General features: G+C 33.6%; 17 protein-coding genes and 3 pseudogenes. 15 read left to right on the forward strand and 5 right to left on the reverse strand.

What is annotated here, in order from left to right:
• The first annotated feature begins 118 nt into the window (after positions 1-118).
• The 8 genes and pseudogenes from C564_RS0123385 to spoIISB all read left to right on the forward strand — a co-directional run bounded on the left by C564_RS0123385 (position 119) and on the right by spoIISB (position 5,768).
• Complete coding sequence (locus tag C564_RS0123385) at positions 119-757, forward strand: TetR/AcrR family transcriptional regulator (protein ID WP_018767047.1); 639 nt, start codon at positions 119-121, stop codon at positions 755-757.
• Positions 758-814: 57 nt separating this feature from the next.
• Positions 815-2,023, forward strand: a pseudogene (locus C564_RS33750) (MFS transporter).
• Between the two features lie 313 nt (positions 2,024-2,336).
• A complete protein-coding gene (locus tag C564_RS0123395) occupies positions 2,337-2,747 on the forward strand; it encodes a VOC family protein (protein WP_018767049.1) in 411 nt (136 codons plus the stop codon).
• A gap of 186 nt (positions 2,748-2,933) precedes the next feature.
• Positions 2,934-3,410 (forward strand): MarR family winged helix-turn-helix transcriptional regulator, encoded by a 477-nt coding sequence (locus C564_RS0123400; RefSeq protein ID WP_003197732.1) that lies wholly within the window; start codon positions 2,934-2,936, stop codon positions 3,408-3,410.
• A gap of 179 nt (positions 3,411-3,589) precedes the next feature.
• Entirely contained in the window at positions 3,590-4,324 is a 735-nt protein-coding gene (gene gpmA, locus C564_RS0123405; protein WP_018767050.1) for a 2,3-diphosphoglycerate-dependent phosphoglycerate mutase, read from the forward strand.
• Between the two features lie 197 nt (positions 4,325-4,521).
• The gene (locus C564_RS0123410; RefSeq protein ID WP_018767051.1) at positions 4,522-5,262 is read left to right on the forward strand and encodes a type II toxin-antitoxin system SpoIISA family toxin; all 741 of its coding nucleotides are present in this window, start codon (positions 4,522-4,524) and stop codon (positions 5,260-5,262) included.
• Positions 5,263-5,375: 113 nt separating this feature from the next.
• On the forward strand, positions 5,376-5,513 hold the full coding sequence (locus tag C564_RS0123415; RefSeq protein WP_098206110.1) for a D-alanyl-D-alanine carboxypeptidase: 138 nt from the start codon (positions 5,376-5,378) through the stop codon (positions 5,511-5,513).
• Between the two features lie 78 nt (positions 5,514-5,591).
• Positions 5,592-5,768 carry a stage II sporulation protein SB gene (gene spoIISB / locus C564_RS0123420; RefSeq protein WP_003197743.1) on the forward strand — a complete coding sequence of 59 codons (177 nt, stop codon included), beginning with the start codon at positions 5,592-5,594 and terminating at the stop codon, positions 5,766-5,768.
• A gap of 14 nt (positions 5,769-5,782) precedes the next feature.
• On the opposite strand, the gene C564_RS0123425 is transcribed toward spoIISB, so the two are convergent.
• Complete coding sequence (locus C564_RS0123425; RefSeq protein WP_003197745.1) at positions 5,783-6,124, reverse strand: GNAT family N-acetyltransferase; 342 nt, start codon at positions 6,122-6,124, stop codon at positions 5,783-5,785.
• A gap of 351 nt (positions 6,125-6,475) precedes the next feature.
• On the opposite strand from C564_RS0123425, the gene C564_RS0123430 reads away from it, so the two are divergent.
• The 7 genes and pseudogenes from C564_RS0123430 to C564_RS32535 form a co-directional block, all read left to right on the forward strand.
• Entirely contained in the window at positions 6,476-7,942 is a 1,467-nt protein-coding gene (locus tag C564_RS0123430; RefSeq protein WP_018767053.1) for an aminoacyl-histidine dipeptidase, read from the forward strand.
• Between the two features lie 286 nt (positions 7,943-8,228).
• Positions 8,229-9,080 (forward strand): metallophosphoesterase, encoded by an 852-nt coding sequence (locus C564_RS0123435; RefSeq protein ID WP_018767054.1) that lies wholly within the window; start codon positions 8,229-8,231, stop codon positions 9,078-9,080.
• 305 nt (positions 9,081-9,385) lie between these two features.
• The gene (locus C564_RS0123440) at positions 9,386-9,637 is read left to right on the forward strand and encodes a hypothetical protein (RefSeq protein WP_003197750.1); all 252 of its coding nucleotides are present in this window, start codon (positions 9,386-9,388) and stop codon (positions 9,635-9,637) included.
• Positions 9,638-9,840: 203 nt separating this feature from the next.
• Complete coding sequence (locus C564_RS0123445) at positions 9,841-10,566, forward strand: ABC transporter ATP-binding protein (RefSeq protein ID WP_003197752.1); 726 nt, start codon at positions 9,841-9,843, stop codon at positions 10,564-10,566.
• Positions 10,563-11,582 (forward strand): ABC transporter permease, encoded by a 1,020-nt coding sequence (locus C564_RS0123450; protein WP_018767055.1) that lies wholly within the window; start codon positions 10,563-10,565, stop codon positions 11,580-11,582. Before C564_RS0123445 ends, C564_RS0123450 begins: the two co-directional genes overlap by 4 nt.
• Before the next feature lie 25 nt (positions 11,583-11,607).
• On the forward strand, positions 11,608-12,267 hold the full coding sequence (locus C564_RS0123455; protein ID WP_003197756.1) for a TetR/AcrR family transcriptional regulator: 660 nt from the start codon (positions 11,608-11,610) through the stop codon (positions 12,265-12,267).
• A 49-nt stretch (positions 12,268-12,316) separates the two neighbouring features.
• Positions 12,317-12,550: pseudogene (locus C564_RS32535) on the forward strand (N-acetylmuramoyl-L-alanine amidase); the annotation flags it as partial.
• Positions 12,551-12,612: 62 nt separating this feature from the next.
• Here the strand turns inward: C564_RS32535 and C564_RS0123465 are convergent.
• The 4 genes and pseudogenes from C564_RS0123465 to C564_RS37725 form a co-directional block, all read right to left on the reverse strand.
• Positions 12,613-12,870 carry a hypothetical protein gene (locus C564_RS0123465; protein WP_003197760.1) on the reverse strand — a complete coding sequence of 86 codons (258 nt, stop codon included), beginning with the start codon at positions 12,868-12,870 and terminating at the stop codon, positions 12,613-12,615.
• Positions 12,871-13,289: 419 nt separating this feature from the next.
• On the reverse strand, positions 13,290-13,772 hold the full coding sequence (locus tag C564_RS0123470) for a hypothetical protein (protein WP_003207188.1): 483 nt from the start codon (positions 13,770-13,772) through the stop codon (positions 13,290-13,292).
• A 14-nt stretch (positions 13,773-13,786) separates the two neighbouring features.
• Positions 13,787-14,080, reverse strand: coding sequence for an HNH/endonuclease VII fold putative polymorphic toxin (locus tag C564_RS37720; RefSeq protein WP_231382354.1), 294 nt, complete (start codon positions 14,078-14,080; stop codon positions 13,787-13,789).
• A gap of 41 nt (positions 14,081-14,121) precedes the next feature.
• A pseudogene (locus C564_RS37725) lies at positions 14,122-14,720 on the reverse strand (hypothetical protein); the annotation flags it as partial.

Genomic DNA, 14,720 nt, shown 5'->3' on the forward strand with positions numbered 1-14,720 from the left:
ATTAGGAAACATGTGGTAAAAACAACTTGATTCATTTTAATTTGTATGACACTTTTTCACAGGCTACGCATATATTTATACTAGACCGACAGTCGGTCTAGATGAAAGGAGTTTCTTTGTGAGAACAGTAAAAGAATATGAAGAACGTAGAAATGAAATTCTGGATACAGCAGAAAAACTGTTCGTTTCTAAAGGGTATATGAAAACAACTGTAAATGATATTTTACGAGAAATTGGTATTGCGAAAGGAACATTTTATCATTATTTCAAATCAAAAGAGGAAGTAATGGACGCTATTATTACGCGGATTGTAAATGCAGATGTAGTGGCAGCGAAAAAGATTGCCTCAAGTCCTAATATCCCTGTGTTGGATAAATTGTTTCAAATTTTAATGGTGCAAGTGCCGAAAGCAGGCGGGAATAAAGAAAAAATGATTGAACAATTTCACCAGCCAAATAATGCAGAAATGCATCAAAAAAGTTTAGTGCAAGCTATTTTACATTTAACACCTGTTTTAACAGAGGTAATTGAGCAGGGAATCAAAGAAAAAATTTTTGAGACGGCTTACCCCCAGGAAACAATGGAGTTCTTGATCGCGTCTGCACAAGTCATATTCGATGAAGGATTGTTTCAATGGCAGCCGCATGAAGCAATGCAAAGAGCAAAGGCGTTTATCAATATAATGGAAACGACTTTGGGAACTAAAAAAGGAACGTTTAATTACATTTTGGATATTTTGATGAGGCAGTCGGTCTAGACCCTTGATGAAAGGTGTGTATACGATATAAAATCTTTCCCTAAAGATTTTAACCTCATGGTGATTGGACAAATTGTATCTATCTTAGGTTCCACCCTTTTAGTTTTGCTTTATCACTCTATGTACTGGATATAACGGGGCGTGCGGATATTTATGCTACTTTGTATGCTATATCGAGTGTCCCTTTGTTGTTGTCACCTCTTGGCGGGGCTATCGCTGATAGATTTAACCGACGTAATTTGATGGTACTCTATGACATGATAAGTAGTGTTATTATTTTCTGCTTTCTTTTATTATTATCAGTCGGCAAGACTTCCGTGGTACTTATCGGTGTTGTTATGGTTTTGCTAGCGATTATTAGTGCAATGTATTCCCCTGTTGTTATGGCGAGTATTCCGCTGCTCGTTACGGAAAAAAAAGCTAGAACAGGCAAATGGTATCGTGAATGGTGTTCAAGCTTTGTCGGGTGTAGCGGCACCTGTTTTGGGCGGAGTGCTATACGGCCTTGTAGGGTTAAAAATACTTGTTGTGCTGAGTGGTATCACTTTTTTCTTGTCAGCAATATTAGAGACGTTTATTAAGATTCCGTTTGTTAAAAGGAAACAGGATGAGCATATTGTGCCAACAATCGCAAAAGACTTGAAAGTTGGATTTACCTATGTTGTCAAACAGCCTTATATATTGAAATCCATGACATTAGCCGCTTTGCTCAACTTGATCCTTACACCACTCTTTATTGTCGGTAGTCCAATCATTTTACGAGTAAAGATGCAAAGTAGCGATACAATGTATGGTATCGGGATGGGATTCATAGATTTTGCTACAATCTTAGGGGCTTTATCTATCGGTTTCTTTGCGAAAAAGATGCAAATGAAAACAATATATCAGTGGATACTTATGATTGCTCTATTAATTGTACCGATGGCGGTCTCCATTATGCCACTTGTTCTTAGATTTGGATACTATCCGTCATTTATCCTCTTTATCTTGTGTGCAATTCTTATTACAATGGCAATGACCATTATCTCCATTTTCGTTATTACAGTCGTACAAAAGAAAACACCTAACGAGAATTTAGGAAAAGTCATGGCAATTATTACAGCGGTAGCGCAATGCATGGCACCTATAGGTCAGGTCATATATGGATTTATGTTTGAAATTTTTAGTATAAAAGTTTACTTACCTATATTGTTTGTAAGTCTTATAATGATAGTAATAGCAATTGTAACGAAGGGAATATTGAGAAATGAGGGGGAAACGGCGTGATATGATTTGGTTATTCCAATGGAAGTATTGAAACAACTACTATATTTCAATATATTTCCAATCAAATTCCCCCCAATGAAATTCATGTTTGACACTTATAATTTATTTGGTACACATGTTATTGTTCTGTGATTACTACCAGTATTATTCATTTGAAACTCCTTTTTATATTGTTATTCTCTTAAAACTTAGAGGCTATTATAAGTTGACAATCCAATATTTTTTGAAGAAAATACAGTTGTAGGAATGTACGTTCTGTTCGTTGGAGGACTAGCAATTTCAAGTGTATCTACATAAAAGGAGATGTTTCTAATTGAAGAATACAAGACAAAAAATTACTACTTTTTTAATGTTTGACGGCAATGCAGAGGAGGCTATGGCTTTATATACTTCTTTATTTGATCAATCAGAAATTATAAATATTTCTCGTTACGGTGCAAATGAGCCTGGTAAAGAGGGAACTGTAATGCATGCTACATTCACATTAAATGGACAAGAGTTCATGTGTATAGATAGTAGTGTGAAACATGAATTCACATTTACTCCTTCAATGTCACTATATGTAAATTGTGATGCAGAGGCGGAAATTGATGAAGTCTTTACTAAGCTAGCGCAAGAAGGAGAAGTTTTAATGCCGCTTGCAGTTTATCCATTTAGCAAGAAATTCGGTTGGCTTAATGATATGTATGGTGTTTCTTGTCAGCTAAACTTTTCTGCAAACTAGGTCTATGTTAGTAAATAAAAACGTATTCTCAATCTAATGAGTAATACGTTTTTTTATTCATTTAGAATTTTGCTTTGTAAGTTCTGCTAGTGATTTTAAGTGAAATTCCCTCTTATTAAGTCAAATGGGTTGATTTAATATTTCAGAGATAAATTGTGGTATAATTTACATATAGGGGGAAAGTAGATGACACAACATAAAGAAGAACAAATGAATCAAGCACTTGCACTGTTTTATTTTGCATATAAAACATTTACAGAAAAACCAGATGAAATTATAAAAGAGTATGGTATACAGCGAGTTCATCATCGAATCTTATTTTTTATTGCTCGTTTTCCTGGGCTTAGTATAAATGAATTGTTATCTCTGTTAGAAATAAGTAAACAAGCTCTTCACGGGCCACTCCGTCAGCTTCTTGAAAAGGGGCTTATTGAAAGCAAGGAAGCAGAACACGATCGTCGTGTGAAACAGCTTGTCCTAACGACAGAAGGAGCAGAGCTAGAGAGAAAACTAAGCGATGTACAAAGAGAACAAATGAGCAGTATTTTTTCAAAATTTGGTGAAACATGTGAAGAGAATTGGCATCAAGTTATGACTGAACTAGCAAATAGCCGTTTAGGTTTTGATGCATGGTTATCTAAGCGTGAAGAACCAGTTGATTAAAATGAGTAAATAAATCATTCATCTGTTTTTTGAGTTTGAAAAAGAACCGATTTTATCCATGTATTTTGGCAACTATGGATAAATCATAGAATAAATGGATAAAAAATTAACATTACCAGATACTTTATTACGTGTACGCATTGCAAAATTTAAATTTTCATTTCCGGAAGGGGATTATTATGATAAAACTTGTACTCATTCGTCACGGACAAAGTTTATGGAATCTTGAAAACAGATTTACAGGATGGACAGATGTAGACTTATCAAAAAATGGATTAAATGAAGCAAGAGAAGCAGGTGCAATTTTAAAAAACAATGGATATACGTTTGATGTTGCGTATACATCTGTTTTAAAACGGGCAATTCGAACGTTGTGGATTATTCTACATGAAATGGACCTTGCATGGGTTCCTGTACATAAATCATGGAAGTTAAATGAAAGACATTATGGAGCATTGCAAGGATTAAATAAGGATGAGACAGCAAAGAAATATGGTGATGAGCAAGTTCATATATGGAGAAGAAGTACTGATGTAAGACCGCCAGCACTTACTGAAGATGATCCAAGGTATGAAGCTGATGATCCAAGATATAAGTTGTTGAAAAAAGGTGAATTTCCACTTACTGAGTGCTTAGAGGATACGGAACAAAGAGTATTGGACTTTTGGCATAATGAAATTGCACCGATGTTACAATCTGGTCAAAAGGTAATCATCTCATCACACGGGAATACAATTCGTTCGCTTGTAAAATATTTAGATAATCTATCGGATGATGGTGTTGTATCATTAAATATTCCGACGAGTATACCACTCGTATATGAACTAGATGAAAATTTACGCCCAATTCGTCATTACTATTTAAGTATGGATGGTGAAGTTCCGGAAGGTGTGATTCCGAAACATATATCCTGATAAAAAATATTTGTGAAAATTTGAAATGTATGCTTGTCTACATATAAAATGTAGATTCATTATAAAAGATGTGGCTTCCTTCTCATGTATATGCAATGCAGCTAACTTTAGAAGGTTGTCCATGTCTTTTGTCATAATGAGAGGGAAATCAGCATGTAATGATATCGTGAGAAGTTTTTGAATGGAGGGTGATGTGATTGACGGTCTCTAACATTCGAGTTGGTTTGTTTCTTCTCGTATTAGTCTTTTTATTTCTTATTTTCTTTTATTGGAAAAATGAAGAATTGTACGAAGAAAAAAAGCAACTTATTCGAAAAACATGGTATGGTGTGTTTATTACATCAGTCACAATGTATTTAATGATGAAAGGAATTGATTTAACCCTCTGGAAAAATATTTTGATGTTCGTTGCAATGGTGGTATTTGTTGATATTGCATTTATTTTAACTCCAAACATTTCTGAAATATGGGGTGCAAAATTTAGTGATATCGGAAAGACCGTTCAATCTATTAAACGATCATTAATTGCTTCGAAAGCACGAGGTGAGATCTACACAACAATTATTCAAAATGTAAACCCAGCAGCATTTGGTACGATGGAGTGGCAAACTGAAACAGAATATGCACAAAGTTTAAATGTGTTTCTTGATACGTATGCAGAAAAAATTGGGGCGAAGATTGTGGTATTTGTGACAGAAGATGAATTAAATACGAATTTTCGTGGTATCCGTTCTCAATTTAGTATTACAGTTCCTGTGGAACATATAGAACAATTAAATGAACAGAAAGCAGTGCAAGTTGAAAATGTTGGTATCATACCAGCCAAAACAGTAAAAGATGTTTGTATTGTTATTGATGGTCAAAAGAATAATCTTCAAGACCGGGATTTTGAAAATGTATATAACTTAACAATTCATCATAGTTATTTTAGTAAGTAAGGACAGAATCTAAATTCTGTCCTTTTCCTTTATACATAATGTAGAACAAATTTCGAGAAAATGGAACAAAGTTGAATAAAATCGGACAATCATTCCTACACTAGCACGTAGAGGTGATTGTAGTGGAAAAAGAATACGGTAGTGAATTTTTCAAAGAAGAAGCTGAAGATGCAACAGATTTCTCTTTAATAAAAGGAGATACAATGCAGCAAGTAGAAAATTTAGAAGAAGAATTAAAAAGAAAAGGATAAAAGTGCACCATTTCTATATTTAATATATAATAAAGATAGATAAAAGTTGTATCTTTTTTACAAAAGGGGGAGGAGAAAATGCAAGAAATGAAACAACAAAAACTTGCTTTTTTTAAGAAAGAAAAAGAAGATTCAAATACAGATTTCTCTCTTGTGAAAGGTGCATTAACGGAAAATATTAATCGACTAGAAAAGATCGTGAATGGTGATGCATCAAAATATATACAGGGGAAAAACTTGAAAGAAAATGCATAGGTGCATTTTCTTTTTTATTTTTTCTTCATTCCTATCGCAAATTCTTCGAAATCTAGCTTTTCATAGAATGGAATGTATTCAGCTGTACAAATTAATTGCAAGTGTAGGTTCTGTTTTTTGCATTCTACAATTAATTTTTGAACGATCTCCTTTCCAATTCCGCGATTTTGAAAGGAGGGATGAACGACTAATCCACATAGATAAGCGTTAATTATCCCATCTGAAATAATACGTCTGGTTCCAATTAATTGATCGTTATCATAAGCACTTATGACAAAAGTACTTTGAATGAGAGTATGATGCAATTGCTCTTTTGAAAGCTTTAAATAGTCATCCCCACTGATTATTAGTTGCATCAATTGGGCTTTTACGGGCAGTTGATCCTCCGCCTATCTTACTCGTTTTTCTTTGAATCTTGAGGTGGGGATTTTACTGCCCGTTAATGCGGGGTAAATTGAAAATGTGTTCAGGACAAGGAAGGTTTTCTGTAAAATACATATGCATTCTCCTTAATTTTTTAAATGTAGTATAAAATTATACTAATATTATGTGAAATGGATATGGGATAGTTTTTGATAAATAGAAGTGATAGATCTACACCTTTAATAAAAAGTAAAATGATGAAGCATGGTATAATGGTAAAGAAAAGAATAATTTGAAATTCAAAGATTTATCCAATCAGTTTTATTTAAGAGAGGAGCTTCAAAATGTATTCTAATTTAGAACAATTAACAAAGCACCCTGTATTTTATCATTTTGCAGAAATTTCAAAGATTCCAAGAGGATCTGGAAATGAAAAAGAAATTAGTGATTATTTAGTTGAATTTGCAAAAGATCGTAATTTAGATGTTGTACAAGATGAAGCATTAAATGTAGTCATTAAAAAGACAGCAACTGACGGTTATGAAAATGTTCCTGCAATTATTATTCAAGGCCATATGGACATGGTTTGTGAGAAGAACCAAGCAACCGTTCATGATTTTGAAAAGGATCCAATTCAATTACGAATCGTTGGGGACATGCTGTATGCAAATCAAACGACTTTAGGTGCTGATAATGGTATTGCGGTTGCGTATGCATTAGCACTATTAGATTCAACTGATATTCCACATCCAGCTCTTGAGGTTGTAATTACAACAGAAGAAGAGACAACAATGGGTGGTGCTTTTGCTGTTGATGCGAAGCACTTTGATGGGAAAATATTTATTAATATCGACTCTGAAGAAGATCATAAATTACTAGTGAGCAGTGCAGGTGGAGCGAAGGCAGTTGAAACGATTCCTGTTGCTTGGGAAGAAGTACCTGCTGAACTAGAAGCATACCGTTTATATGCTGGAGGCTTAAAAGGTGGCCACTCTGGTATGGAGATTGATAAACAAAGAGGAAATGCCAATAAAGTTTTAGGACGCGTTCTTCATGATTTATCAAATGAAATTTCATTTAACATGAGTGGAATTCACGGTGGATTAAAAACAAATGCGATTCCGCGTGAAAGCGTAGCAACAATTTTATTATCTGTAAATGATGTACAAAAGGTAGAAGAGAAAGTAGCAGAATGGACACGTATTTTCCAAGACGAGCTACGTGCTGTAGATCCTGATGTACATGTTTCTCTTACAAAATTAGAAGAAAAAGTAGAAAAAGTATTTGCAACAGAAACACAGAAACAACTTATTTCTTCTTTATTCTTGATTCCAAATGGCATTCAAAGCATGAGCATGGATATTAAAGGACTTGTAGAAAGCTCAACAAACTTAGGTGTTATTGAAACGTTACATAATGAAATTAAATTAAGAAATGAAGTAAGAAGCTCTGTAAGCAGTTTAAAACAGCACATTACGAATGAAATTAAGTATATTGCAGAATTAGTTGGGGCGCAATTTGAAAAGGAATCAGAGTATCCAGAATGGCCGTATAATCCCAATTCACCAATTCGTGATTTGTTTGAAAAAGTGCATAAAGAAAAATATAACAAAGATGCTGAAATCTTTGCAGTGCACGCTGGTATTGAATGTAGTGTATTTGTTCAAAAAATGCCTGAATTGGATGCCATCTCATTCGGACCAGATATTTTCAATGTTCATACGCCAGATGAACATATTAGTATTTCATCAGTTATAAATAACTGGGGATACTTCATTGAAGTAATGAGAGAAACGAAATCACTAGCATAAATATAAATGAATCAAACTGCCTAAGGTCCCCCTTAGGCAGTTTTTTTGCTGCATTGATATAGATAAAACAAAGAAATTCTTATATAGATACAATGAAGTTGATATCTGTAATGTTAGTTAAGGAGCAAGGAACACTGCGAAAAAAAGATAATTTCACATACTGTATTGAAAGAAAAAATAAAATACTATCTATTTGTAGAAATAGACAGTTTGATAAAATGTTAATGATATGATTAAAAAGAATTGCGAAAAATATATTTAATAGAATTTTTATAAGGGAGAAGATATGAAAAAAAGATATAAAAGGTTATTTATTATAAGTGCAATAGCAATAGGAGTCAGTGCATTCTCATACTTACAAAATAATTTAATAAGTGTAAGTAAAATATCAATAACATCTAGTAAGATACCTTCTAATTTCAAGGGATTTAAAATTGTACAGTTATCGGATTTACATAGTAAAAAATTTGGAGAAAACCAAGAAGTTTTAATTGAAAAAGTAAAAAGCTTGAACCCTGATATTATCGCTATTACAGGAGATCTAATTGATAGTAAGAGGTATGATGCAGAGGCGAGTTTAAAGGTAGTGAAAGAGCTTGTAAAACACTATCCCGTTTATTTTGTTACAGGAAATCATGAATTATGGTCAGGGAGGTATGATAGTTTAGAAAAAGAGTTGAAAAGATATAATGTGACAGTTTTGAGAAATGAACATGAACGTATTCAAAAAGAGGGGCAGGAAATTTGCCTTCTCGGCATAGATGATCCGGCATTTACCGCGAAAAATAACGATGAAAATGAAGAGATGTCTACAGTGAAAAATGAAATCGTTAAAGCGAAAAATGAGGTAGATCAGGATGAATATAAAGTACTACTTTCACATAGACCTGAACTTTTACAAGTATACGCTGAGCAACAAATTGATTTAGTTTTAACAGGGCATGCCCATGGAGGACAAGTAAGACTACCTTTTATTGGAGGCTTAGTTGCACCTAATCAAGGCATATTACCCAAATACACAGCAGGTTCATATAAGGAACAAGGTACTTCCATGATAGTAAGCAGAGGGTTAGGGAATAGCATCATTCCTCAAAGGATTTTTAATAGACCAGAAATTGTAGTCGTACAACTGGATTAATTTGTACGACTTTTTTTTATTAGCTTTGAGTGACGTTGCGGTGGTTCATTCACTATAACTCTTTTAATAGAAAATAAGATAACAAATGTAAGTAACAGAAAATATGTATGATGAAAGATTGGTGTTTTCTAAAAAGTACAAGTATCCATTACAATTTTGTTAAATTTGTTCTACGCTACATAAACTAACAAATTTTGACGTTCTTTCTTTGTTATAGTGTAAATAATTAAAATACTCAGTTTTCATTCAGATTAGAATGCTTATGGCTTGTGCATATAAAAAACTAATTATAAAGGAGTGTACACATGCATAAAGAATTTGAAATTGAGGAATATACTGCAATTGAAGAACAAATTCATTATTATAGTCAATGTTTATTGGTGAATCATCCTGAGCAAATTGTGAAGTATTTAGAAAAAAGGTTAGAAAAATATACAGAAACATTAAAATATGCACATTTGTATCCCGAAAAAGTTATTTTGCCTATCCAGCAGTTAGTAATTGAGTATTCTTTAGATCTTGCTAGAATTAGAAAGTATTTAAATTTAGAAACGTAGCCTATAAATAATGATTTAAAATGAAACAGAGTCGACAGTGAGAAATGAATTCTATTGTCGACTCTGTTTCATTGTTCTATAGACAATGTATTAGTTGTTAGAAAGATTGAAAAGATAATACTCATAAATATAATTTGACATATAATAATCTAAGAGTAAAATAAAAGTGAGTACTCACTCATTTTGAAAAGGAGGAGATCTTATTGCAACAACCTTCAGTCATTTTACAAGATGTATCAAAGTGTTTTGGAAAAAAAGAAGTACTGCACAATATTTCACTATCTGTAGCAGAGACAGAGATTTTTGGTTTAGTAGGTCCATCCGGGTCTGGTAAAACGACGCTTATTAAAATGATTGCTGGCATTAGTGAATCAACAGTAGGGAATGTAATAGCATTAGGGGTACAAATGCCAAACTTAAACGGCATGAAGCAAATAGGTTATATGGCACAAGCCGATGCGCTGTATGAAGAATTATCAGCTTATGAAAATGCAGATTTTATCGCAACAATGTATGGATTGAAAGGTAAACATAAGAAGGAGAGAATTGAAGAAGTTTTTACATTAGTTGAATTATCAGAGCATGCTAAAAAACAAGTACAACACTTTTCAGGGGGGATGAAAAAGCGGTTATCTCTAGCGATGGCACTTTTACATGAACCAAAGCTTTTAATTTTAGATGAGCCAACGGTTGGAATTGATCCAGTTCTTCGTAAATCTATTTGGGAAAAATTTTATGAGCTCAAAGGGAAAGGAACAACGATTATTGTGACAACACATATTATGGACGAAGCTGAATTTTGTGAACGTCTTGGATTAATTAGAGATGGGAAGTTAATTGCAACAGGAACTCCAAATGATTTAAAAGATCGAACTTCATCAGGACGGATTGAAGATGTCTTTCTATTGGAAGGAGCGGTTGAATCATGAGAGTCGGTGGTGTAATTATTCGGATTATTCGTCAGTTTCTTCGGGATAAACGGTCACTTGCGATGATGTTTGGAGCGCCAATGTTACTCCTTTGGTTATTATCGCTTGTGTTTACACAAAAGGATTACACTCCTCATATTGCATTAATAGATGTTCCAGCACCTATAGTAGAATCAATGAAAAAGCAAGATGCTACCATCTATGAGTATAGTAAAGATGAAGCGTATTCTAAATTAAAAAATCAACAAATAGATGCCATTATCACTTTAGAACATGGAAAAGCGAATGTATTGCTAGAAGGTAGTGATTCTTCAAAAAACCGTGCAGTGCTACAGACATTACAAAAGGCCACAGAAAAAAATGATATGCCCGGTATGAAACCAGAAATTGATTTTTTACATGGTTCCGCAGATTTCACGATGTTTGATGGACTTGGACCGGTATTAATTGGCTTTTTTACATTCTTCTTTGTTTTTATTTTATCAGGAGTTTCCTTTGTACGAGAACGTTTAAGTGGGACGTTGGAAAGATTATTATCTACTCCAGTGCGCCGCTGGGAAATTGTTGTTGGTTATATAATTGGATTTGGTATTTTTGCGTTTTTACAGTCTGTTATCATTGTAAGTTTCTCTGTCTATATTCTTGATTTATATGTAGCAGGGTCACCGTGGCTTACATTACTAATTACATGTATGCTTTCACTAACAGCGTTAACACTAGGCACTTTTTTATCGGCATACGCCAATAACGAATTTCAAATGATTCAGTTTATCCCACTGGTCATCGTACCGCAAATTTTCTTTTCAGGTTTATTTCCAATGGAATCAATGAATAAGTGGCTGCAAATGCTAGGTAAGTTATTCCCACTCACATACGGTGCTGATGCAATGAAACAAGTGATGATTCGTAATCAAGGATTTACTGAAATTGCGGGAGACCTTTGTGTGTTACTTCTTTTTGCGATAGTATTTGCAGTAGGGAATGTATTTGCTTTGAAGAAACATCGCAAAATATAATGTTTATAAAAAAGGGGCTTTACGAATGAAGAAAGATTGGCTGGAAGAATTAATTGCTGCTACAGACACAGATAAACGTAATGAACGTCAAATGCGTATATTAGAAGCAGCGGTTGATATGTTTGGAGAAAAAGGATATGCATCAACTTCAACGAGTGAAATTGCAAAGCGTGCTGGTGTAGCGGAGGGAACAATCTTCCGCTACTATAAAACAAAAAAAGATTTACTATTAGCGGTTGTCATGCCAACATTAACAAAGTTTGCTGCTCCATTTTTTGTACAGGCTTTTGCAAAAGAAATACTGGAGAATACGTATGAAACGTATGAAGAATTTTTAAGAAAAGCAATTCGAAATCGATTTGAATTTGCTAAAAAACATTTTCCAATGTTAAAAATTTTAATACAAGAAGTACCGTTTCAACCAGAATTAAAAAATGAAATACAACAATTAGTAGAGAAGGAACTTTTTTCTCGCTTTAAAAAATTAATTGTACATTTTCAAGAACAAGGACAAATTATTGAAATGCCAATCCCTTCAGTTATCCGCTTTACTTTATCAGCTATAATGGGGTTAATTTTAACTCGATTTTTATTATTACCTGAAGAAAAATGGGACGATGAAGTGGAAATTGAAAATACGATTCAATTTATATTGTATGGACTAACACCACAAACGTTGCTATAACAACGTTTGTGGGTTTTGATTTTCGTATTTGCAAACAAAGAGTATCTATGTAGTGGATTCATCTATTGCAGGAAACTGTGTCGTTTCAAAAGTAGACAACCTACGTTTCTATGATTCTCCATCTTGGCAGGATAAAGATGTTGCTGGTACTTTAGATACAGGATTAGGATTCAAGTTTATTGATAAAGTGTCCGTAAATGGTTCACCACAGTATAAAGTGAAAAATTCTCGTGGAAGTGTGTACTACATTACAGCTAGTGATGCATATGTGAATGTACGTTAACATAATGAAAAAGAAGTCGGCTCTTTATTTGAGCCGGCCTTTTTATATACTCGTTTGTTTTGCTATACCCCGTATGTCATTTCATCCAAAAATTCTCCTCCATTTCTAAGACATATTACTATCCTAGAAATTGCACAATTAAAATAATGCTTTCTTGTTCCGATTGGTTCTTCTGGAACAAGTTCTAAATCGTAAAACATTTCCTCTTTTTTATGAAAATACATTTTCCCAACTTTTTCTGGTGATTCTGATGGATAATATTGATATACAACTATCTCCCCATCTTCAAATTCTTTATTCATTGTTATATGGATTGCCATAGTTTATCTCCTCCATTTTTATTCTGTATCTATATCGGGGATTTTCAAAGGGCGACCTGACCTTAAAGTTGCATCATGTGCTGATTTATAATCTGTTTTAAAATTATGGAGGAAAGGGAAGAGCTTGTAAATACAAAAATATACAAATGAAATTACTAATTATGTTTTAGTAAGATAGTGATTGGGTCAGGGGAGGCATATTGGATAATGTAACTTTCTATGTTACTGCAAACGAAGCCTATGTTTAAGTGAAGTAAGAGTTACAAAAGAGCATCCACTTAAAGGATGCTCTTTTGTATAACATATTCTTTGCTGTTTGCTCAATCATTTTACCGAAGTTGCTATACTCATCTATCCAGAAAGTTTGAAAGACATTTAGCTAATCAAGGCTTAATTTTCTAATACTAATATTAATTTTTTTAAGTGTCAATTAGGTCAGTGTTGCAGCGCTTATAATGAATTTCATAACATTCTTCTTCAGAAAATATTTGTGCAATTTGCCCCGTACTCTTATCAGCAATTATAAATTCATTAGTTTCAGAAATGTTCCAAAGTTCCTCAATAGATTTTGTGAAATTCAATATTCTAACATTTGCCCATACCGGCTCTAAACAATTAGGAACTAATATAAAATATTCTGTTTTATGATTTGAAAAACTTAAAGAGCCTAAAGAATTTTCAATCCATAAAATATACTCACTCTTAACATCACCAATAGGAATATGAAATGTTGGCTTAGAGTCAACATTACGAAACTTTTTCAATGCTGTGTCGAACAGTTCTATCCATGCAGAATCGGGATTTTCAAATTCAATAAGTTCTAAATTTGAAAATTGGCTAATGACTTTTTTAGCATTGATTAATGCTTTTTTTCTACGAATCTTCTCATTTTGATATATCATAATTTTCCTGCTTCTCATTTGTTATAATAAGTGTGATGATCGTTATTAAATCCGTAAATGTTAGAGTATCTTTCCTTCTTAAAATCAGAAGTATACGGATTAGCTCCATCTTTGGGTATACCTGCATGTGTATGTAATACGCCATCATTAATATGCTCAAAAATAACTCGTTTACCTTGAGGTGTATCGTACTCATAATAACGTCCATGTTGAGCGTGGTTAGCACTATATTCATAGTTCTTAGATTCATACCCTTTTTTAGGTATATCATCTCCTACTTGCCATTGGCGTGTAGGTTGTTGTGACATAGGAACACCAGCTAAATCTTTAGCTTTATTAAATGCAATATCAGAAGACTGGATTTTTTGAAGAGTATCCTTAGCATTTTGAATTGATTTATCCCAAACATATCCACCGTGTGCAACAGCACCAACACCAGCCACTGTAGCAGCTGCATTTAATGGAAGAACAATTGGTGATGCCAATCCACCAGTTCCTACTTCTGCGACGATGGTTAAGAAATTAGAGCCGCCTATGACTGAAAAACCTTCAAAAATTTCTACAATAGATCCTACCGTTGATAAAACATGTCCAGTAAGCCTTCCAGCTTGGTAGGTTGTCTTGCTTTCTAATTTATCATTATCAGGTGGTGTTAGTCCAAATATAGTCTTCTGCTACTGCACTGCCAGCACCTTGTATAAAGTCCCAAGCACTTTCATACATAGATTCCACTTTATTATCAAAGGCACCACTTATTTTACTATAGTCCTCATAAATATTTTCGACACCATGTTTAAACTTATCCAGTAAAGATTCATCTTTTTTCTCACTATTTAATGGACCACACATTGCTCCTTCTTCAATTGAACTACCATTTAAAAGGTTGTCAGCCTGACGCTTCCTATCTTCTTCAATCGCCTGAATGGAAGCCGTCCACTCCATATTCAA

It is taken from the genome of Bacillus sp. 105MF (genome assembly GCF_000374885.1).
In the GTDB taxonomy this organism is placed as follows: Bacteria; Bacillota; Bacilli; order Bacillales; family Bacillaceae_G; genus Bacillus_A; species Bacillus_A pseudomycoides.

Coding starts and splice junctions, on each gene's coding strand:
- C564_RS0123450 (WP_018767055.1), top strand. CDS start 10,563: ATGAGAGTCGGTGGTGTAATTATTCGGATTATTCGTCAGTTTCTTCGG.
- C564_RS0123465 (WP_003197760.1), bottom strand. CDS start 12,870: ATGGCAATCCATATAACAATGAATAAAGAATTTGAAGATGGGGAGATA.
- C564_RS0123470 (WP_003207188.1), bottom strand. CDS start 13,772: ATGATATATCAAAATGAGAAGATTCGTAGAAAAAAAGCATTAATCAAT.
- C564_RS0123430 (WP_018767053.1), top strand. CDS start 6,476: ATGTATTCTAATTTAGAACAATTAACAAAGCACCCTGTATTTTATCAT.
- C564_RS0123425 (WP_003197745.1), bottom strand. CDS start 6,124: ATGCAACTAATAATCAGTGGGGATGACTATTTAAAGCTTTCAAAAGAG.
- C564_RS0123435 (WP_018767054.1), top strand. CDS start 8,229: ATGAAAAAAAGATATAAAAGGTTATTTATTATAAGTGCAATAGCAATA.
- C564_RS0123455 (WP_003197756.1), top strand. CDS start 11,608: ATGAAGAAAGATTGGCTGGAAGAATTAATTGCTGCTACAGACACAGAT.
- C564_RS0123440 (WP_003197750.1), top strand. CDS start 9,386: ATGCATAAAGAATTTGAAATTGAGGAATATACTGCAATTGAAGAACAA.
- gpmA (WP_018767050.1), top strand. CDS start 3,590: ATGATAAAACTTGTACTCATTCGTCACGGACAAAGTTTATGGAATCTT.
- C564_RS37720 (WP_231382354.1), bottom strand. CDS start 14,080: ATGTCACAACAACCTACACGCCAATGGCAAGTAGGAGATGATATACCT.
- spoIISB (WP_003197743.1), top strand. CDS start 5,592: ATGCAAGAAATGAAACAACAAAAACTTGCTTTTTTTAAGAAAGAAAAA.
- C564_RS0123400 (WP_003197732.1), top strand. CDS start 2,934: ATGACACAACATAAAGAAGAACAAATGAATCAAGCACTTGCACTGTTT.